19 protein-coding genes and 1 tRNA gene are annotated in these 18,218 nt (G+C 37.2%); 10 read left to right on the forward strand and 10 right to left on the reverse strand.

Annotated elements, in window-relative coordinates; translation table 11 throughout:
* Positions 1-10: 10 nt before the first annotated feature.
* Genes WD048_14070 through WD048_14085 form a run of 4 tightly spaced genes read right to left on the reverse strand, consistent with a single transcriptional unit; the run spans position 11 to position 3,476 of the window.
* Complete coding sequence (locus WD048_14070; GenBank protein MEX0813342.1) at positions 11-553, reverse strand: gliding motility lipoprotein GldH; 543 nt, start codon at positions 551-553, stop codon at positions 11-13.
* Positions 531-1,787 carry a regulatory iron-sulfur-containing complex subunit RicT gene (gene ricT, locus WD048_14075; GenBank protein ID MEX0813343.1) on the reverse strand — a complete coding sequence of 419 codons (1,257 nt, stop codon included), beginning with the start codon at positions 1,785-1,787 and terminating at the stop codon, positions 531-533. Before ricT ends, WD048_14070 begins: the two co-directional genes overlap by 23 nt.
* Before the next feature lie 2 nt (positions 1,788-1,789).
* Positions 1,790-2,968: a hypothetical protein gene (locus WD048_14080; GenBank protein MEX0813344.1), complete on the reverse strand. Its 1,179-nt coding sequence runs from the start codon at positions 2,966-2,968 to the stop codon at positions 1,790-1,792.
* Positions 2,969-2,993: 25 nt separating this feature from the next.
* Complete coding sequence (locus WD048_14085; protein MEX0813345.1) at positions 2,994-3,476, reverse strand: glutathione peroxidase; 483 nt, start codon at positions 3,474-3,476, stop codon at positions 2,994-2,996.
* 71 nt (positions 3,477-3,547) lie between these two features.
* Here WD048_14085 and WD048_14090 point away from each other — a divergent pair, with 71 nt between their 5' ends.
* The gene (locus WD048_14090; GenBank protein MEX0813346.1) at positions 3,548-3,961 is read left to right on the forward strand and encodes a 6-carboxytetrahydropterin synthase; all 414 of its coding nucleotides are present in this window, start codon (positions 3,548-3,550) and stop codon (positions 3,959-3,961) included.
* A 96-nt stretch (positions 3,962-4,057) separates the two neighbouring features.
* Here the strand turns inward: WD048_14090 and WD048_14095 are convergent, their stop codons facing one another.
* Complete coding sequence (locus WD048_14095; protein MEX0813347.1) at positions 4,058-4,915, reverse strand: NAD(P)-dependent oxidoreductase; 858 nt, start codon at positions 4,913-4,915, stop codon at positions 4,058-4,060.
* A 339-nt stretch (positions 4,916-5,254) separates the two neighbouring features.
* Between WD048_14095 and WD048_14100 the strand changes: the two genes are divergently transcribed.
* A tRNA-Arg gene (locus WD048_14100) sits at positions 5,255-5,326 on the forward strand.
* Positions 5,327-5,384: 58 nt separating this feature from the next.
* Here the strand turns inward: WD048_14100 and WD048_14105 are convergent.
* Together WD048_14105 and metG are read right to left on the reverse strand one after the other, a co-directional pair.
* A complete protein-coding gene (locus WD048_14105; GenBank protein MEX0813348.1) occupies positions 5,385-6,647 on the reverse strand; it encodes a T9SS type A sorting domain-containing protein in 1,263 nt (420 codons plus the stop codon).
* A gap of 153 nt (positions 6,648-6,800) precedes the next feature.
* Positions 6,801-8,873: a methionine--tRNA ligase gene (gene metG, locus WD048_14110; protein MEX0813349.1), complete on the reverse strand. Its 2,073-nt coding sequence runs from the start codon at positions 8,871-8,873 to the stop codon at positions 6,801-6,803.
* A 425-nt stretch (positions 8,874-9,298) separates the two neighbouring features.
* Between metG and WD048_14115 the strand changes: the two genes are divergently transcribed.
* Both WD048_14115 and WD048_14120 read left to right on the forward strand, forming a co-directional pair.
* Positions 9,299-9,751: an SPFH domain-containing protein gene (locus WD048_14115; protein MEX0813350.1), complete on the forward strand. Its 453-nt coding sequence runs from the start codon at positions 9,299-9,301 to the stop codon at positions 9,749-9,751.
* Between the two features lie 75 nt (positions 9,752-9,826).
* Positions 9,827-10,150 (forward strand): hypothetical protein, encoded by a 324-nt coding sequence (locus WD048_14120; protein ID MEX0813351.1) that lies wholly within the window; start codon positions 9,827-9,829, stop codon positions 10,148-10,150.
* On the opposite strand, the gene WD048_14125 is transcribed toward WD048_14120, so the two are convergent.
* A complete protein-coding gene (locus WD048_14125) occupies positions 10,151-10,723 on the reverse strand; it encodes a hypothetical protein (GenBank protein MEX0813352.1) in 573 nt (190 codons plus the stop codon).
* A 465-nt stretch (positions 10,724-11,188) separates the two neighbouring features.
* On the opposite strand from WD048_14125, the gene WD048_14130 reads away from it, so the two are divergent.
* Positions 11,189-12,307 (forward strand): ATP-binding protein, encoded by a 1,119-nt coding sequence (locus tag WD048_14130; GenBank protein MEX0813353.1) that lies wholly within the window; start codon positions 11,189-11,191, stop codon positions 12,305-12,307.
* A gap of 59 nt (positions 12,308-12,366) precedes the next feature.
* On the opposite strand, the gene WD048_14135 is transcribed toward WD048_14130, so the two are convergent.
* The gene (locus tag WD048_14135) at positions 12,367-12,570 is read right to left on the reverse strand and encodes a DUF433 domain-containing protein (protein MEX0813354.1); all 204 of its coding nucleotides are present in this window, start codon (positions 12,568-12,570) and stop codon (positions 12,367-12,369) included.
* 63 nt (positions 12,571-12,633) lie between these two features.
* Between WD048_14135 and WD048_14140 the strand changes: the two genes are divergently transcribed.
* The 3 genes from WD048_14140 (at position 12,634) to WD048_14150 (ending at position 14,058) form a co-directional block, all read left to right on the forward strand.
* Positions 12,634-13,551: an LD-carboxypeptidase gene (locus tag WD048_14140; protein MEX0813355.1), complete on the forward strand. Its 918-nt coding sequence runs from the start codon at positions 12,634-12,636 to the stop codon at positions 13,549-13,551.
* 3 nt (positions 13,552-13,554) lie between these two features.
* On the forward strand, positions 13,555-13,827 hold the full coding sequence (locus tag WD048_14145; GenBank protein MEX0813356.1) for a YkoF family thiamine/hydroxymethylpyrimidine-binding protein: 273 nt from the start codon (positions 13,555-13,557) through the stop codon (positions 13,825-13,827).
* Between the two features lie 93 nt (positions 13,828-13,920).
* Positions 13,921-14,058 (forward strand): hypothetical protein, encoded by a 138-nt coding sequence (locus WD048_14150; protein MEX0813357.1) that lies wholly within the window; start codon positions 13,921-13,923, stop codon positions 14,056-14,058.
* A 1-nt stretch (position 14,059) separates the two neighbouring features.
* On the opposite strand, the gene WD048_14155 is transcribed toward WD048_14150, so the two are convergent.
* Positions 14,060-14,695: an O-methyltransferase gene (locus WD048_14155; protein ID MEX0813358.1), complete on the reverse strand. Its 636-nt coding sequence runs from the start codon at positions 14,693-14,695 to the stop codon at positions 14,060-14,062.
* Between the two features lie 254 nt (positions 14,696-14,949).
* Here WD048_14155 and WD048_14160 point away from each other — a divergent pair, with 254 nt between their 5' ends.
* Together WD048_14160 and WD048_14165 are read left to right on the forward strand one after the other, a co-directional pair.
* Positions 14,950-16,122, forward strand: coding sequence for a T9SS type A sorting domain-containing protein (locus WD048_14160; protein ID MEX0813359.1), 1,173 nt, complete (start codon positions 14,950-14,952; stop codon positions 16,120-16,122).
* Positions 16,123-16,361: 239 nt separating this feature from the next.
* Positions 16,362-17,987, forward strand: coding sequence for a helix-turn-helix domain-containing protein (locus WD048_14165; GenBank protein ID MEX0813360.1), 1,626 nt, complete (start codon positions 16,362-16,364; stop codon positions 17,985-17,987).
* Positions 17,988-18,218: the final 231 nt, after the last annotated feature.

Genomic DNA, 18,218 nt, shown 5'->3' on the forward strand with positions numbered 1-18,218 from the left:
GCAATGCGTTTTATTTATCTGATTTAGATTGTTTTTCTGCTTTTTCAATTCTAAAGCCTGCACTCATAATAGCCGGTAAAGCCTCCTGCCGCATAATTTGTTGCAGGACAATAGTATAGGTTCCCGCTTCATTAAACTGATATTTTGCCCTGAAAGTTGCCTGAAGGTCACAAATATCCCCACTACAGTCGCCAAGCCATTTTCCTGATTTTTCAGCAAGTAAAATTTCGAACCGCTCATCAATTAAATGCGTTGAATCTTCATCTCTAAGCTTTACTTTCAGCCATATATTGCTGAATTTGTACAATCCACTGTGCCTAATATTTACCAATAGATTGTACAACAGATCAGTATCTTTAATTTCTGTTTCGAAAAGCAGTGTGTTGTCTGCCTCCCAAACATAATTGGGCATATCTCGATTTTCCTCAAACACCTTATTTCGATCGCAGCCCACAGAAAAAAATACAATCATAAGCAGGCATAACATTGCAAACTGATGCATGCGCCTGTTAAATGGACTTGGTATTAGTTTAACTTGATTTTTTCTCGTCATTGTTTTTCTTGTGCTTTGGTTTTGAGCCTTTATAATTTGGATTGTGCTTGCGGGGTTTCTTGCCCTGGTCTTTGTTTTTGGCCTGAGGATGATTCCCGCCTTTATTACCCTGCCCGCCTTTTCTGTTGCGCTTTTTATTTTTCGATTTTTTATCGAGGCCTTTCAGGGTAATATGTCCTACCAGTTCGGTATATTCTTCTTTCTCTTCTCCATCATCAATTACTACAGCTACATCTACCAGGCTATTTATTTTTTTACCTGCTTTATTCAGCTCTAAAACCTCCTTTACTTTTTCTACTGTTAAAGGATAAAAAGTAGAACTTTTCTCGGGGGCATACCACATCAACTCTTTGAGAATATCGGTTTTTTTAAGAAAAGCAGGCCCTACCTCAGTTTGCAAAACATCTGCTTTTTTAGGAAAATATTTCAACGCTTCTTTATAAGTATCCAACTCATAATTCAGGCAGCATTTCAAACGGCCACACTGTCCCGAAAGCTTGGACATATTAATCGACAGGTTTTGATATCTCGCTGCCTGCGTACCCACCGATTTGAAATCCGTAAGCCAGGTAGAGCAACACAACTCCCTTCCACAGGTGCCAATTCCTCCAATCATTCCAGCTTCCTGTCGAGAGCCAATTTGCCGCATTTCCACTTTTATATTGAATTCTTTGGCATATACTTTTATCAATTCCCTGAAATCCACTCGATTGTCGGCAATATAAAAGAAGATTGCTTTTTTCTTATCTGACTGAAAATCCACATCGCTGATTTTCATTTTTAGGTTCATTTGCCGGGCAATGGCACGCGCACGAATCATCGTTTCTTTTTCCAGGTCTTTGGCTTCCTGCCAGGAAAGAAAATCCTCTTCTACAGCATGACGCAGTATGCTTTGAACATCGCGCTTACTGAATTTTTTCTTGCGCATTTGAATTTCCACCAAATCTCCCGAAAGGGAAATTCTGCCCAAGTCTTCTCCAAAAACTGATGATACCACTACCTGATCTCCTGTTTCTATATCAAGTCCCTTTGTGTTTTTGTAAAAACTCTTGCGGCTTCCGTTTTTAAAGCTCACTTCAAAATAAGCGCTTTGTTCATTACCAAAAGCAATCGGAATATCCGACAGCCAATTGTAGGTATTCATTTTATTACATCCCCCTGTAGCGCAATGGCCTTTTTGCCCGCAACCCGGTGGTGTTCCGTCAGTACTTGTTGAACATCCTGCACATCCCATATCTATCTTACTCCTTCTTCTTTTGTATTATTAAATGTGCCGGAACTTTGATATTTTCCGGCAATTATTTTTCCTGCCTTGATGCTCTGGTTAAACATCAAAATTTTTGTGTGGGCATTTCGCTCTATATGATAATGCACATCGTTAAACAATTGGTTGAGTAATTCAATTTGTTCCGAATCAAGCATTTTTTCCAATGTCACCGCCATTTTTTGTTCATCAGCACTCAAAATTCCCGACTGGTTTCCAGTAATTCTACTCCGCCAAACTTCCCGCAAAATATAAAGCGCATAATTGCAAAAGTTTTTCTGGCTTTCGCGCCCTACTTTATTAAACTCATCTACCCATTTCAATAAACCGGGATAGGACATTTTATCATTTCTACTAAAAGCCATAATTAAAAAGCGCATCCAATTTTTAAAAAAATCAGCACTTTCATTCACGCCCTGATTGATCAAATTCAGGGCTTGGTTCCAATTCCCATTGCATAAGCTACTGATTTTCTGAGCTTCAGAATCGGAAAGCTCATAGTTATTGCATAAATTTTCGTAAATGACATTTTGTGCAATGTTATTGACTTTGATAATCTGCGTACGCGACAATACCGTATTGAGCAACTTATCCTGATCTTCTGCCACCAAAAGAAAAACCGTATTTTCCGGTGGTTCTTCCAATATTTTCAGCAAAACATTGCCTTCCTTTCCAAGAAAATCTGCCATCCAGATAATCATCACTTTGTATTTTGACTCAAAGCTTTTCAGGCTGAGTTTCTTAATGACTCCATGACAATCCTGAATGGGAATATTCAATTGTTTGTTTTCACTGCCAATTTGTTGAAGCCACTCATAGTGCGACAAATAAGGGTTTTCAGTTACGGCATTTCTAAAATCTTTTGAAAAATGCTCGGATCGCGTATCTTTTTTAAGTTTTGGATAAGGGTAAACAATATTCAGATCAGGGTGCACCAGCCGCTTAGCTTTTTGAAAGGCATTTGTTTTTTCAGCTGCTTCCAAATCACTGTGTTCATCGCTTAATATATAAGCCGCAAAATCCAGTGCCAATGCAAGACCACCATTCCCTACCGGCCCCAGAAAGAGCTGCGCATGACTGATTTGCTCATTCAGCAATTGTTGCCTGAGCTTTTCTTTGATTTGATCTTGTCCAATAACCCTGTTAAACATTCCGGTTTATTTTTAACCGGTCTTTTCAGGAATGAAAGTGCTGAAGAATTTTTTCGTCAGATGGTTCTGTAGCAGAGGGATAATCACTGATTAAATCTCCCTTCGGGCTGATCAGAAATTTATGGAAATTCCATTTTATGTTCGAATCCTTTATACCATTCTTACTTTTATCTCTAAGCCATTCTATCAATGGATGCACTTTCGGCCCTGCGACCGGCATTTTTTTGCTAAGCGGAAAATCCACACCAAATTCAGTGCTGCAAAATTCCCGAATAGCTTTTTCATCTCCGGGCTCTTGTCCTCCAAAATCATTTGAAGGAATGCCCAAAACTGTCACTTGATCCTTAAAATTTTCCCATAGCTCCTGAAGCTGGGCATACTGAGGGGTATATCCGCATTCCGATGCTGTGTTTACAATCAAAAGATGTTTTCCTTTGAAATCACTAAGATTGATTTTTTCGCCATCAATTGCTTCCAAATCAAAATCGTAAATGCTTATATTGCCCAAATCAAGTAAATTTATGGATCAAGTTGCCTAACAAATTTAAGTAACTAATAGCGAAACATTTAATCCTTTTTATGAGATTATCAGTATTTAGAAAAGCGCACTTTAATGCTGCCCATAGATTGTACAATCCCAAATGGAGTTTTGAAAAAAATGAAGCGGTTTTTGGGCTCTGTAATAACCCCAATTTTCATGGGCACAATTATGAGCTGCATGTGAAAGTTACCGGAGATATTGATCCTGAAACGGGCTATGTGATTGATCTGAAAATTTTAAAAGACATTATTCAAACAGAGGTTATTGAGCGCTTCGACCATAAAAATCTGAATGAGGATACGGAGGAGTTTAAAAAACTGAACCCTACGGTTGAAAATATTGCGGTTGTAATCTACAATTTGATCCGCGATAAATTAGAGGAAAAATTTGACCTGCAAATCCGGCTTTACGAAACGGAAAGAAATTATGTAGAATTTCCTCCGGTTGATTGAATTTTCAATGGTAGGGGCGCACGGCCGTACCATTGAAAATCCTAAGAGCAAATCAACAAAACATTTAGCGAAATTTTATTGATCACAAAGCACCAATCAATCCAAATCCTCAGCGATTCTTTTGGGCTTAAAATCCAGTTTTACTGCTTTACTGCTGTTCAGCGATACATCAGCAGGGCGCGGTGCTTTTCCTTTTAAATCTGCTTGTTTTCCAGCTTTTAGCAATTGCTTGTCAATCCCGAATTTTTCAGCAATGATAAGCCCCAATCCCCAACGGGAAAGTCTTTCAGTACCACCTAAGTGATATAGCCCCTGCATTTTCTCCAGTGCCAACCACAGGCCTTTTGCAGCAGAATTGCCACCCAATGGACTGCGATATTCATCGGTAAAAAGCGGCATACTTTCCTTTTTGGTCGTTTTGCTCAAAAATTGTTGTAAAAATTTTTCGTGAAATCCTTCTGCATTCCCCAGCATCAATGGCATTCTGCAAATGGCTGCATTGGAATAAACCCGCAAAATTTCTTGCTCTGCTTCTACTTTTTGCAGGCCGTAAATATTGAGCGGATTGGGCTGGTCTTTTTCCGTATAGTTTCCCTTTTTTCCATCAAAAACCAAATCGGTGGAAGTAAATACAAATGGGATATTTTGATCGGCAGCATATTTGGCCAATACAGCAGAAGCCTGAATGTTTACTTTTTTTGAAAGGGCTGGATTTTCCTCGCAATGTTGTGGATTGGAAATGGCGGCTGTATGCACGATTCCCTGCGGCTTGATTTTGCGGAGAGTTTCAAGTAATGATTTTTCATTTTGAAGATCACAGGCAGTACTTTCAATATTTGCTGGAGGAGCATTGTGCAAATGCAAACCATGAATGTCAATATCCACCGGTTTATCTAAGCATAAATAATGCCCCAAAAAACCACTGGCTCCGGTAAGAAGGATTTTTTTGTTCATGGGAGGGAAAATACAAAATCATGTGGAAAGGTACTGTCCTAAAAAGAAAGTATGCAGCTTGAATTGTATTCTCCCCAATTTTGGAATACAGTTGCGTAAGCTTTGTCAAAAAGCTAATTTTGCAGGAAATTTGGCATCGTAGTTCAATGCCTGCCCGACTCTGTCATTCAGGCGGGCCCGCCCGGCCAGAGACCGTTCGGACGGGGATAGAACAAGAGTTTCCTAAACTTTAGATTTCAACCTTTCACAAAAGAATTATAGCAAGGAATGTATTCTCCCCAATTTTGAAATACAGTTGCAAAACCTTTGTCAATAAGCTAATTTTGCAGGAAATTTTTTGGCCCCGTAGTTCAATGGATAGAACAAGAGTTTCCTAAACTTTAGATGCAAGTTCGATTCTTGCCGGGGCTACTAAAAAAGCTGCTACACAATTGCGCAGCAGCTTTAAAGATTTTATAAAACCTGAGATTTAGTTCAAAATCAGTTTTTTGGTCATTTTAATTTGCGCATTGTCCTTACTGCTGATTCGCACAACATACAAGCCTTTGTTCAGTCCAGCTAAATCCATTTCCTTGTAATCGCCATTGATTCTTTCTGATAGCAACAATTGCCCAATGGAATTGTAAACCTCAAGGATTCCATCGTCTATTTGATTCGATGTGCGTACATTGATTCGACCATTGCTGGGATTGGGATAAACTTCAAAATTGTTTTGCTTTTTGTCATTAACCGCAATACCAACACCAATGCCTGGAGAATTCTTACAGCTGACCTCATTGTACATAAAGTTCCTGACTTTTTCCAATACCTGTTGTCTTTCTGAACCCAAATATCCAACATGACCATTTGTATTATAGGAAGTTAAATCAGAAACCACGCCCTGTGTTTCGGCCCAGCGATGTAAATGACCACTTCCGGAAGCAATTAGTCCAGTAGGCACTCCTGATACAGCAACTTCACGCGTGTCATAAGGTACTGTTCCATCACCTGTTTCATGAAAACCTACAATGGGCACATCATCCTGCTCAATCCAAAGTGTGTCGCCTATCGCACCACTAAAATTGATTACTCCGGCAGGTTTTGATGAATAGCCGGGATTCCCACTATTTCCTTCCACTCCACCTAAACCGGCAGTATCCCCATAGAGGTATGCAGGAATTTCAGATTCTTTATCTAAATAAGCAGCTTGTATGGCAGAAATAGCACCAGCCGAAACACCACCAATAATTATTCTGTCTGGATCAATATTGAAAGTATCCACTGTAGCAGCATCTTGCCTGAAAAATCGAACAGCGGCCTTCATATCGTGCATGCCTCTAAGAACGGCAAGGGTTGTATTTACCTTATTGGGGTTAAAAACTCCAACTCTATAGTCGATAGTAGCTGTAGCATATCCCATTTTTGCATAAGCTTCGCATAAATAATGTACTTGACTCCTTTGGCCACCAATAAAGCTTCCACCAAAAGCGAAAATAATCAATGGTCTTTTTGTAGCCGTGTCTCCTTCTCCTTCAAAAAAATCAAGGTACAGGGATTGGGGTTGGGAAACTCCACTGAATCCAGGTACTGACATGTTTTCTCCAAATAAAATATCAGATCTTTCATTGAGCGTTGGAAAAAAATCATTGGTTTTATAGCGATCTCCATCGCAGTCTTGTGCTTTTAAAATAGTCGTACTTGCGCACAGCATAAAAAAAGATAAAGTCAGTCCTAATAGTTTGTTAAGGTTCATTTCAAAGGGATTTTCGTTTTAACCCGAATATTCATCAGCTCTAGAAATTAGCAGGATATTGCATGAAACGGGTTTAATTAAGTTACGTGAATTTAACCAAAATTTAACAAAACAAGTGCAATAAGGTTTCAAAAACAATTGAAATAATGTGGTTTAACGCACTACACTTCCATTGGACATATCCTTGCCGGGCTGAATAAACTCCAACTTCCCATCGGCTGATTCGGCCATTAAGATCATTCCTTTTGAAAGTACGCCACGCAGTTTTTTCGGTGCCAGATTGGCCACCACGCACACTTTTTTACCGGGCAATTCCTCGGACTTGAAATGCTGGGCAATCCCTGAAACGATTTCACGGGTTTCCAAACCAATATCAACTTTGAGCAAAAGCAGCTTATTGGCTTTCTTTACTTTTTCTGCCGATAGAATTTCCCCTACCCGGATGTCCAATTTCACGAAATCATCAAATTCTATTTCAGAATTTAGTGCGGGAATCTGTGGCTTTACCGCCTCCACACTTTGGTGCAGCTTTTCTACCTGCGCTTCCATTTCCTTGTCCTCTATTTTTTGGAAAAGCAATTGGGCCTTCCCGATTTGATGGCCTTCTGGCAAAATCAAAGGATCACAGCCCCATTGTATCTCCGGTTTTTTCAAATTGAGCATTTCACGGATACGGTTTGCTGTTTCTGGCAAAAATGGTTCTAACAAAATTCCAAGATGCCCCACGATTTGGATGCTGTTGAACAAAATATCGGCAGTAGCATTTTCATCCGTTTTAGCCAATTTCCAAGGCTCCGATTCTGCCAAATATTTATTGCCCTTTCGTGCCAATTCCATAGCAGAACTCAGGGCATTTCTAAATTCGTATTTGCCAATATATTCCGCTTCCTTTTCGTAAGATTCCAGTATGGATTTTTCAATCGGCTCAAATGAAAATTGTTGACCATTTCCCCTGGTCAGTTTTCCGTTGTAATATTTACTGGTCAACACCATCACCCGATTGATAAAATTGCCCAAAGTGGCCACCAGCTCGTTATTCACTTTCTTTTGATAATCTTCCCAGGTAAATTCCGAATCGGAAGTTTCTGGGGCGATGGTAGTTAACACATAGCGCAGTTCGTCTTGTCTATTTGGGAAATCTTCTAAATATTCGTGCAGCCAAACTGCCCAATTTCTGGAAGTGGAAATTTTCCGCCCCTCCAGATTCAGGAATTCATTGGCCGGTACATTGTCCGGTAAATTATAGCCGCCCAATTGCTTTAAAATGGCCGGAAAAATAATGCAGTGAAAAACAATATTGTCCTTGCCGATAAAATGTATGAGTTTGGAATCGGAGTTTTGCCAGTAATCTTTCCAGTTTTTGCCCGCTTTTTTAGCCCATGCTTTGGTAGCCGAAATATAGCCGATGGGCGCATCCAACCATACATACAAAACTTTACCCTCGGCATCTTTCAGCGGCACTTTAACGCCCCAATCCAAATCGCGGGTAACAGCGCGCGGCTGCAAACCATTATTGAGCCAAGACAGGCATTGGCCCAAAACATTTTTTTTCCAAGCTTTAGGATCGTGCTGTTTTTTGCCCTCCAATTCTCCTTTTTCGAGCCATTCACGCAGCCAATTTTCATATTGATCCAGTGGTAAATACCAATGTTTGGTTTTCTTCAACTGCGGTGTTTTGCCACTCAATTTAGATTTGGGATTCTTCAAATCCATTGGATTCAAAGTACTGCCACATTTTTCACATTGATCGCCATAGGCTTCCTCAAAACCGCAATTGGGACATGTTCCCGTAATATACCTATCGGCCAGAAACTGCTGGTATTCTTCATCAAAATATTGCTCGGATTCCTTTTCTACAAAAGCCCCTTTTTCGTTCAATTCCAAAAAAGCATCGGATGCCGTTTTGTGGTGCAGTGCATCGGAAGTGCGGTGGTAAATGTCAAAGTCAATTCCAAAATCAGCAAAAGCCTTTTTATTGAGCTCGTGGTATTTGTCAACGATTTCCTGGGGTGGAATCCCTTCTTTTTTCGCCTGTAGGGTAATGGCCGCACCATGTTCATCGGAACCACAGATAAAGGCTACATCCGTATCCTTTTGCATTTTCAAATACCGCACAAATATATCGGCAGGCAAATAAGCTCCGGCAATATGGCCAATATGCAGGGGACCATTGGCATAAGGCAATGCAGCGGTAATGGTGTATCTTTTTGGTTTCTCTTCAGGCATTTCAGTTTCTATTTAGATTGGATCGAGTAATGCAAATATAAGTTGAAAGGAAACAGCATGGTAAAAATATGGGGAAGAGTTAAGCTCAGCTCGATAATTATTTAAAAGCTGGCTCAGGCAAGCATTCATCTTGCTAATTGCTAGGCTGCAAATGCTCATTCAATGTCATTAAGTTAAGGATATTCCGGGTATGTAATAAAATGTGTAATATTGTAAAAATAATTTTACCCATAGAGCTATAAAATCCCTTAGATTATGTAAACATAAACAAGCACACATAAAATAAAAATAGACTTAGGAAAGTTTTTCCTAAGTACATCTAAACCAAAATAACTTATGTATTATATGTCTTTTAAAACCAAAAAGTTTTTATGTTTTAATGTATCTTTTAAAAACAACCTAAAATAACTTGGCGAAATATTTATATGAACCCCTTTAAAAAAGACAAAAGATATATTTATAATGATGCTATAGCTACTGGATTAGCTGCCCTGTTTGCAATTTCTATTGTTATTGGAGGCGCATTTTATTTATTAGATATAGTTGTCACCACTATTATAAATTTTGTCCAAAGTAATTTAAATCAAATATTTTTATTATTAATATCAGCTTTGCTTTTATCGCTTTTTATTCTTGGTTTTCAAGTAATAAAGATAGGTCACAAAGGAATTTTATTAAATTTTGGAAAGAGGACAAAAACAATTTTTGAAGAAGGAATAGCATGGGCACTTCCACCATTTCAAGAAATTTTAGAAGTAGATTGCACTCAACGATTTTTAAATAAAAAAAATATAAGGTTTAACATAAATAGTTTTATTCCTGTCGAAATAAATGTAAGCGCTTATTATTATGTTAGTAACCTATATAATTTTTTTTAAAATCACAGTCTCCATGATTTAGATGATAAAATAGAATCAGAAATCATTTTAAACCTACGTGAATATATCACAGAGTTGAATGTTACAGAACATGAATTATTGAGATATAAGAATGTAGATTATAAAGAAAATCAGTTAAGAATAATAAATGAGAGATTTATAGCCAAAATAGGCATTCAGCTTAGTGATATTAAGTTAGAAAATATTTTCACTAGTGATACATTGCAAGAATATTATGAGATTATCCACATGGCAGATCGTCTAAGTAGTGAAAGAGGTTTAGAATACATGTCTGCTTTGAGACAAGCCTTAATTATTTCTAATAAAACTTATAATTTGGAATCCGAATCTCTTATGAACTCACTAGTTCAGGTTAAAAAACTATCGATGCTAAGTTAGTTAACTTTTAAAAATTCTAGTGTCTGTAATGTTTACATTAGAAATGTGAATCCCATTATAGACAATATCTATTCTTTCATCACTATCCTGTATTAAAAAGGTTGAATTTGTAACGTTAAAATTTTCGGTAGAAATTTCAGAATAATTAAGCAAATTCACTAATTCATTTTGGGGAGGCATATAAGATTCAATGATGATTTTTTGAATGTATTCTGCAACATCATTCATGACACGTGAGTCATAAATATTGGTTTTATAATTTTTATAAAAGGAAACTGGATCCTCTATGGCGTAACTAAATCCATAAGATATAAATACTTTATTTTTAATAAAAAACCAATTTTCATGATAATCCCATTTACAATTAAATATTAAATAATCGCAACTTAATGGCCATCGAATCTTATATCCTGCTCTGAACGATTTTTCAAAAAAAACGATGTTGTTTTTTTTAAGTAAGCCTTTACAACCAATAGGTATAGTAATAATCATTTTTTTAATAATTATATTTACGTAAACTATACTAATAATTGTTAGTAAAGATGATATAAATGACACAAATAATAGTTTCATACTGCAGTATATTTTAATGATGCATCGGGCACTTAACAATCTGTGTCCCCCTGCCTGAATGAAGAAAGTTGGGCAATCTTCTGTTTACCAAGACACTTGTCGTCTTGTACGCATGACTAAAATCATCACACCAATATTTTCCAGACATTAATCTAAAATACAAAATCCTAGATTTATTAGTACGGTCACTTTCTTCCACACTTCAAAAATTAATATTCGGCTGTTGTAACGACTAAATATTATGATATTTGGCTGTTACAACGTCTAAAAAACATGATATTTGGCTGTTTTAGAAAAATTATTCCTATATTTGTAAATGAAATTTAGTCGAAATGAACCGAACATGACAAAAAAAATTGACACACATGAGAATGATCAATTTTTTTTGTTTTGTGAGTTCCCTGCCTTTGCCGAAACGGCCATGTGCAGGCAGGCATCTGACCGCTGAAAATAAATTTTAAACAGATGAATATAGATAGAATCCTGAAAAAAACCTTATCGGAGCAATTTAATCAAGGTAAGGCTATTGTTTTGATTGGTCCAAGACAGGTCGGAAAATCAACTTTAATAAAGGCTATTTTGGAGCAAAAAGACCATCTTTTTTTGGATGGCGATGATTTTTCGGTGCAACAGCAATTATCCGATCCCAATACCAGCTACCTGAGAAGATTGATTGGAGATAAAAAAATCGTATTTATTGATGAGGCGCAAAGAATTAAAAACATTGGCATTACATCAAAAATTATTATTGACCAATTTAGAGATGTACAACTGATTTTAAGTGGTTCTTCAACTTTTGAATTGAACAATGAGATCAATGAGCCTTTAACAGGCAGAAAATGGGAGTACAATTTATATCCCATTTCATTTCAAGAACTCGAAAAAGAGATAGGTTTTTCTGAAGTAAGCAAGCAGTTAGAGCAAAGAATAATATATGGCATGTACCCAGACCTATTCAATCATCTGGGAAAAGAAAGGGAAGTTTTAGAAAATTTGATCAATAGCTATTTATATAAAGATATATTGATACTATCGGGCATTAAAAAAGCCGATGTATTGCAAAAGCTAACACAAGCTTTAGCCTTACAAATTGGCAATGAAGTATCATATAATGAACTTTCTCAAATATTAAACATAAACAAAGAAACGGTAAGTAATTATATAGATTTATTGGAAAAAGCGTACGTTTTATATAGGGTTAATCCTTTTAGCAGAAATCTAAGAAATGAAATCAAAACCAATAGGAAAATATATTTTTATGATACAGGTTTGCGCAATGCGTTGATTTCAAATTTCAATGCTTTAGAATTTAGACAAGACAAGGGGGCACTTTGGGAAAACTTTATAATAAGTGAAAGAATCAAATATTTGAAGTATCATAAAATTTATGCGAAAACTTATTTTTGGCGAACCGTTCAGCAGCAAGAAATAGACTGGATAGAGGAAGTTGACGGAAAAATAACTGCTTACGAATTTAAGTGGAAACCAAAAAAGAAAGTGAAATTCCCTAAAAAGTTTGTGGAGACCTACAAAGCAGAAGTTAAAGTGATTGATACCAATAATTATTTTGACTTTATTGGATAGGTTTCTTTATTTCAAAGCATAGCAAATGCGAGCTAGATTAGAGCAAAAAGAGTTGAGAGTTACTTTGCTTTAATATCTGTTTTTGCCTGAACAGCCTTAATATCATCTTGTGAAAGTGTAGGATAACTTTCAAGAATCATTTTTTCATCCCAACCAGAAGAAAACAAGTCTAAAATAAGCTCAACTGAAATTCTTGTTCCCTTAATAATAGGCTTGCCCAGCAATATGTCCTTATCAGATGTGATATGGTTCTTCCAATTCATAAATTGAATTTAAGTTCTTTTTGACAACAATCAAAAAAATCAGAAATTCCTTAGCTTCGAAGCGTGGAAATTAAAGCAAACAAAAAAAGACCGGCAACAATAGAAAGAGGGGATAAAATCGGCATTCTTAGCACTGCCCGAAAAATCACCCAAAGCGAATTGGCTCCTGCATTGAAAACTATTGAGGAGTTTGGGTTCGTTCCCATTTTGGGCAAAAGCATTGGTGCAGAAGATCATCAGTTTGCGGGAACGGAAGCGATAAGGGCAAAAAACCTTCAGGATTTTATAGATGATCCAGAAATCAAGGCCATACTTTGTGCGAGAGGTGGATATGGAACAGCACAGCTACTCGATAAGGTAGATTTTAGCGCTTTAAAACAAAACCCCAAATGGATCATTGGCTACAGCGATATTACTGCTTTGCATTTGCATTTGAATAAAACGCTGAACATCCAAAGCATGCACGCTTCCATGCCCCTAAATTTTAAGGACAATTCCACAATAGCACTGAGCAGCATTTTCCTGAGTATTCAGGGCGTTTATCCCGAGTACAATTTCCCTGCACATCCATTGAACAAAACCGGAAGTATTGAAGCCGAATTGATTGGTGGAAACCTAAGTGTAATTTACAGTCTGCAAGGCGGAATGGCAGAAATTGATTGCAAGGATAAAATCCTGTTTTTGGAGGATTTGGACGAATACCTTTACCATATTGACCGCATGATGCTGAACTTAAAATTGTCGGGCAAACTTCAACAATTAGAGGGAATGATCATTGGCGGAATGACGGATATGAATGACAATGCCATTCCTTTTGGCCGGGATGCCGAAAGGATTATCAGCGATTATGTCAAGGATTATGATTACCCGGTGGCCTTTAATTGCCCTGCCGGACATATTGACGACAATCGCGCATTGATTATGGGATCTGAAATCCAATTGCGAGTCAAAAATTCTAAAACAAAACTAAAATTTCTATAAACCATGGAAGCGAGTATCGAAATCAGCCTTTATCCATTGAGCGAAAATTACAAAGATGTGATTGTCGAATTTTTAAAATCACTAAAAAGTAAAAATGCCAATTTGCGGATAGAAACCAATGGTCTCAGCACCCAGATTTTCGGGGAATATGATGCATTGATGAAACTGCTTCAGGGAGAAATGAAAAAGGTTTTGGAGGAGAATAAAGCCGTATTTATTCTAAAACTCAGCAGTGGAATGCGCACGCCTGAGTCTGTTGAGGGTTTGTTGGGATAGGCTATAAATTATGCAAATTACCACATATGATTTTGATTCAGATAATTTGAGAGATAGAGTTATTTGGAAATAAGTTGAAATAAAATTGAGCGTATGTTGCTTGAGAAACAAGGACTCAGTGACCGAACTTTCAATTTCAATATTGAAAACCTGGTCAATGCAATATATTTTGTGGAATTGATGCAAGAAGAGCATTTCAAAGTTTTTAAGCTGGTGAAAAGCGGTAGGTAAATCAAATCTTACGCAATACCATCACCCCATCTCGAATAGGTACTAATACATTTTCCACTTTAGGGTCTTTTGTGATTTTTTCATTAAAGGCTTTGAGTGCTTCGGTGTCCTTGTCGGAATTTGCTTCCAGCACCTTGCCGCTCCACAAAACATTGTCGGCCAATATGAACCCGCCTTTTCTCAGCTTGGGCAATACTAAATCGTAATAATTGCTGTAATTGATTTTGTCGGCATCAATAAAAACCAAATCGAATTCGGCCTCTATTTTGGGGATGATTTCCAGCGCATTTCCGGTGTATTGCTTTATTTTTTTCTCCAATTCAGCTTTTTGGAAATACTCAGCAGCCAGGTCTTTCAATTCCTCATTGATGTCTATGGTGTGCAATTGTCCATTTTCCTTTAGTCCTTTTGCCAGGCAAATGGCGGAATAGCCGGTATAGGTGCCGATTTCAAGGATCTGTATGGGCTGAATCATATGTGATAGCATTTGCAAAAACACACCCTGATGCTGACCGGACAACATGCGGGGTTTCAGTACATCCAAATGGGTTTTGCGGTTGAGCTCGTACAATACCTCATCTTCTTTGCTGCTGTGTTTTTCACAGTATTCTTGTAGTTCTTCGGGGAAAAAGTTCATATTGGATTTTGAATTTTTAGAACTGGAAAATAACAAAAACTTAGTTTAAATATTGTTTATTATCATAAATAAATATTTCAATTGTAACAACTACTTTATGCTCTACCTTCATTCTAAGAATAAACTGAAACGCCTGTTATACAGTCTTTTTATGGCAAATGTTCGTTTTTTGATACAATCAGAACATTTTTTGATATAAGTCAGGGTTTGTGTTATTATACTTTTACACCATTCTAAACCAAACCCTAAAAATTATGAAAAATTTAATTAGCACTTTTATCTTAAGCATTGCTCTAAGCATGTTTGCTTTTGGGCAAGTAACAATTACCCAAGACAATTTCCCACGACCAATTGTCTTTATTGATACTTTTTATTCTGTATCCAGTCCTCAGAATCCATTGCCTTCAGAAGGCGCCAATCAACAATGGGACTATTCCAACTTTCCGCTCACAGATATGTTTGGATCGGAATATTTTGATGCTTCTGCCGATGTGAATTTTCCCAATGCACATCACAAACAAGAACTAAACATTAGTTTTCAAGGATTTCCTCTCGAGGGCTTTCAATATTTTAAATTCGAAGCAAATGGATGGGGTTTAATAGGCAAGCATACAAATGCTGTGGAATACTCCCTACAAGCAGTATCCAGTCCCAATGATACGCTCTATTTTCCGGAAAATATTGATGTCTATACTGGAGAAGTAAATAGTCTGGAATTTCCGGCTACTTATCAGACGAATTGGTCTGGAACGCGATATGAGACAACGCCATTCGCACTTACCGTAAGCAGCTTCGGGCTTCAGAATGATCCAGGAGAAAGAATTAGAAGTATTTCTGACAATAGGGATGTTGTTGGATATGGTAAATTGATTATACCGGATGATAATGGAGATCCTTCCTCTGAATTGGATGTTTTGTTGATTAAATCAGTTCAAACAGTAGTGGATTCTTATTTTCTAATGGGCTCACCCGCTCCTCAACAATTATTGGATGCATTCCAACTGACTCAAGGAGCCTCATCTACCAGTTCTGCCTATCTTTTTTATATGCCTGATTATGGAAAACCTATAATGAGATTGGGTGTAAATGGAATGGGTACGGGCATTTCAAGTGTTGGCTTTCGACCAGATGCAGCAAGGACTAAAACAACCTCTTTGAGCGAATTGAGCTTTGACAATTCACTGGATATTTATCCAAATCCGGTAAATGCAGGACAATCAATTATGATAAATTTCAATACCCTGGTTGAAAATGCCGAAATTTCTTTAATGGATATTGCAGGCCGAAAAGTACATCATGACAATATCAATTTGGCTATGGAATTCACAAAATTCAATGTTCCCGATTTAAGCCCGGGAGTTTATATCTTGAATGTAAGTGCCCAAAATGGTGCGCTCAATAAGAACTCCAAGATATTGATCGAGTAAGGACAAAAGCGATTCTATTTTTATAGCCTCCTGGATCTTTTTTCAGGAGGTTATTTTTTTACTGCTAAAAGAGTAAGCAATTTTATATAGCTATATTTATAAAATTGTGTGCGGAGAAAAATTGACGCATCTAATATTATTTTATTCAGATGATAGGCAATTTTACAGAAACTGATTTAAAAGCTAAGCGAAGAACAGCTTGGTTTAGAGCTTTGTCAAAGTGTAAATTTATTTTGGCAATGCTGTTTGTATTTATTCTTAAGCCTGAAATATTTGCCAATGAAAATTTATCCGCAGCCTACTTGCATATATTCTCGGAAAGTCCGGATTCGTCCTTTGTCCTGGATTTAAAAGATTTCTCCTGGGTTGATTCCTATGCTGAATATCAGGCATCTGAGCTTTTGCTAAACGGTATGGGAAAACTTGAAAAGGCAAAAAGCGATAGTGTACTTCCTCCCTATGCTGCATTATGGTCAGTTATTCGTTTTGAAAATCGGGAGGAGCAAGCCATTGAAAAGTACATTCAATTCAGCAATAAAGCGGATGATATTGAAGTGTATATCATTAGCGAAAATGAGCTTGATCAAAAATTAAAATCTGGAAAAAATATCCCTCCCCCACAAAAATTCCTGCACTCCAACCAAAACTATATTCCGCTTAATATAAAAGCAGGAGAAACAACAGAAATCGTAATTCGGCAATTGGTAAAAAAGCAAACAAAGATTTCGGCACTTACTTTGCTTGAAATACACACTTTTTCAAAACTAAACAATCAACGCTTGTTCACTTTTTCTGCCCAAGCTTTTTATTTGGGACTCTTCTTGCTCATGTGTATTGCGGGTTTTATCATAGGGTTAATTTCCAAAAAAATACTGCACCCCTATTTTGCACTGTTTATTTTATCACTGGGTTTGTACTTTCCTTATTTCCATGGCTTTTTGGATGATTTATACTTTTACAAGTTTCACAACAACTTTTTTGAATTTGGGGAGCTCATTCTCACGGGTATCGTACTGTTCGGCTTTTTATTTCTATCTGAATATTTTGAACTAAAAAACAAAAAACCCAAATATTATCGAGCTTATCTCGGTCTTTCAATTTTTTCAGGAATGTTCACACATTCCATTATCCTTTTATACCCTGACAGCCCTGTCTCTTTTCAAATTCGCTATTTTATGATTTTACTTTGGATGTGCACAAGCATCTATTTTTTTATATGGAAAATTCGCAGCGATAAAGAGAAAAGAAAATTGCATACCCTAGCCGTAACAGCAATGATTGGCGGTATTGTAGTTGTAGCAATCAGCGCTTTAGAACCAAATTTTTATCATGCATATTTACACCTGAGTTTTCAGTTGGGGCTGCTTTTTTTCTCTGGAATTCTTTTTTATGATTTGTTTCTGAGGAAGCACGATGCGCTTGAAAGCTCTGAAAATTTGGTTAAAGCAGCAATTGTTCCTGAGCCGCTAATCGCAGAAGTAGATAAAAGTGATGGGGCGAAAAATGAGGTGGAAGCAATATTGGAAGCTGCCAATCCTTCGGAAAAAGTCTTACTGGAGAAAGTCTTTCAAACGATAGACCTTCATTTGGAAAATCCCGACTTCTCAGCAGAAGCACTTGCCAAGGAAATTGGTTACAGCAGGGTTCATCTAAATCGGAAATTAAAGCCAATTTGCAATCTATCCATCAATAAAGTCATGCTGATGTACCGCCTGAATATTGCCTCTAAAATGCTGGAAAACGGCACTGATAATGTAAATGAAGTAGCTTTTAAAGCTGGCTTTGGAAGTGCCTCTTATTTTGTGAAATGCTTTAGGGACAAATACGGTAAAACACCTGGAATGCTGAAGAAGGATGCGAAGTAGGAGTTAAAATTCGCGCTCATTTCCCGCCTGGCATTTGCAACATAGTGAACGCCCGACATTCGGTTTATACACAAGAACCGCTATCGCTTGTTTGCGGCAAAAGTATAATGCCATGAATTTTAAAGTTTCGCGTAAAAGCTGAAGATAAATTTAACCTATAGTTCTTTGTATATTTGTAATGCGAATCAAGGGTTAAAAAATGAGAGAAACAAAAGCTGCTGCTAATTTTCC

Source organism: Chitinophagales bacterium, from assembly GCA_040877935.1.
In the GTDB taxonomy this organism is placed as follows: Bacteria; Bacteroidota; Bacteroidia; order Chitinophagales; family CAIOSU01; genus JBBDNB01.

Bases quoted from the DNA above. Each gene is read 5' to 3' on its own strand.
- WD048_14070 (MEX0813342.1), bottom strand. From the start codon at position 553: ATGACGAGAAAAAATCAAGTTAAACTAATACCAAGTCCATTTAACAGG.
- ricT (MEX0813343.1), bottom strand. From the start codon at position 1,787: ATGGGATGTGCAGGATGTTCAACAAGTACTGACGGAACACCACCGGGT.
- WD048_14080 (MEX0813344.1), bottom strand. From the start codon at position 2,968: ATGTTTAACAGGGTTATTGGACAAGATCAAATCAAAGAAAAGCTCAGG.
- WD048_14090 (MEX0813346.1), top strand. From the start codon at position 3,548: ATGAGATTATCAGTATTTAGAAAAGCGCACTTTAATGCTGCCCATAGA.
- WD048_14095 (MEX0813347.1), bottom strand. From the start codon at position 4,915: ATGAACAAAAAAATCCTTCTTACCGGAGCCAGTGGTTTTTTGGGGCAT.
- WD048_14105 (MEX0813348.1), bottom strand. From the start codon at position 6,647: ATGAACCTTAACAAACTATTAGGACTGACTTTATCTTTTTTTATGCTG.
- metG (MEX0813349.1), bottom strand. From the start codon at position 8,873: ATGCCTGAAGAGAAACCAAAAAGATACACCATTACCGCTGCATTGCCT.
- WD048_14115 (MEX0813350.1), top strand. From the start codon at position 9,299: ATGAACCCCTTTAAAAAAGACAAAAGATATATTTATAATGATGCTATA.
- WD048_14125 (MEX0813352.1), bottom strand. From the start codon at position 10,723: ATGAAACTATTATTTGTGTCATTTATATCATCTTTACTAACAATTATT.
- WD048_14130 (MEX0813353.1), top strand. From the start codon at position 11,189: ATGAATATAGATAGAATCCTGAAAAAAACCTTATCGGAGCAATTTAAT.
- WD048_14135 (MEX0813354.1), bottom strand. From the start codon at position 12,570: ATGAATTGGAAGAACCATATCACATCTGATAAGGACATATTGCTGGGC.
- WD048_14145 (MEX0813356.1), top strand. From the start codon at position 13,555: ATGGAAGCGAGTATCGAAATCAGCCTTTATCCATTGAGCGAAAATTAC.
- WD048_14150 (MEX0813357.1), top strand. From the start codon at position 13,921: ATGTTGCTTGAGAAACAAGGACTCAGTGACCGAACTTTCAATTTCAAT.
- WD048_14155 (MEX0813358.1), bottom strand. From the start codon at position 14,695: ATGAACTTTTTCCCCGAAGAACTACAAGAATACTGTGAAAAACACAGC.
- WD048_14160 (MEX0813359.1), top strand. From the start codon at position 14,950: ATGAAAAATTTAATTAGCACTTTTATCTTAAGCATTGCTCTAAGCATG.
- WD048_14165 (MEX0813360.1), top strand. From the start codon at position 16,362: ATGCTGTTTGTATTTATTCTTAAGCCTGAAATATTTGCCAATGAAAAT.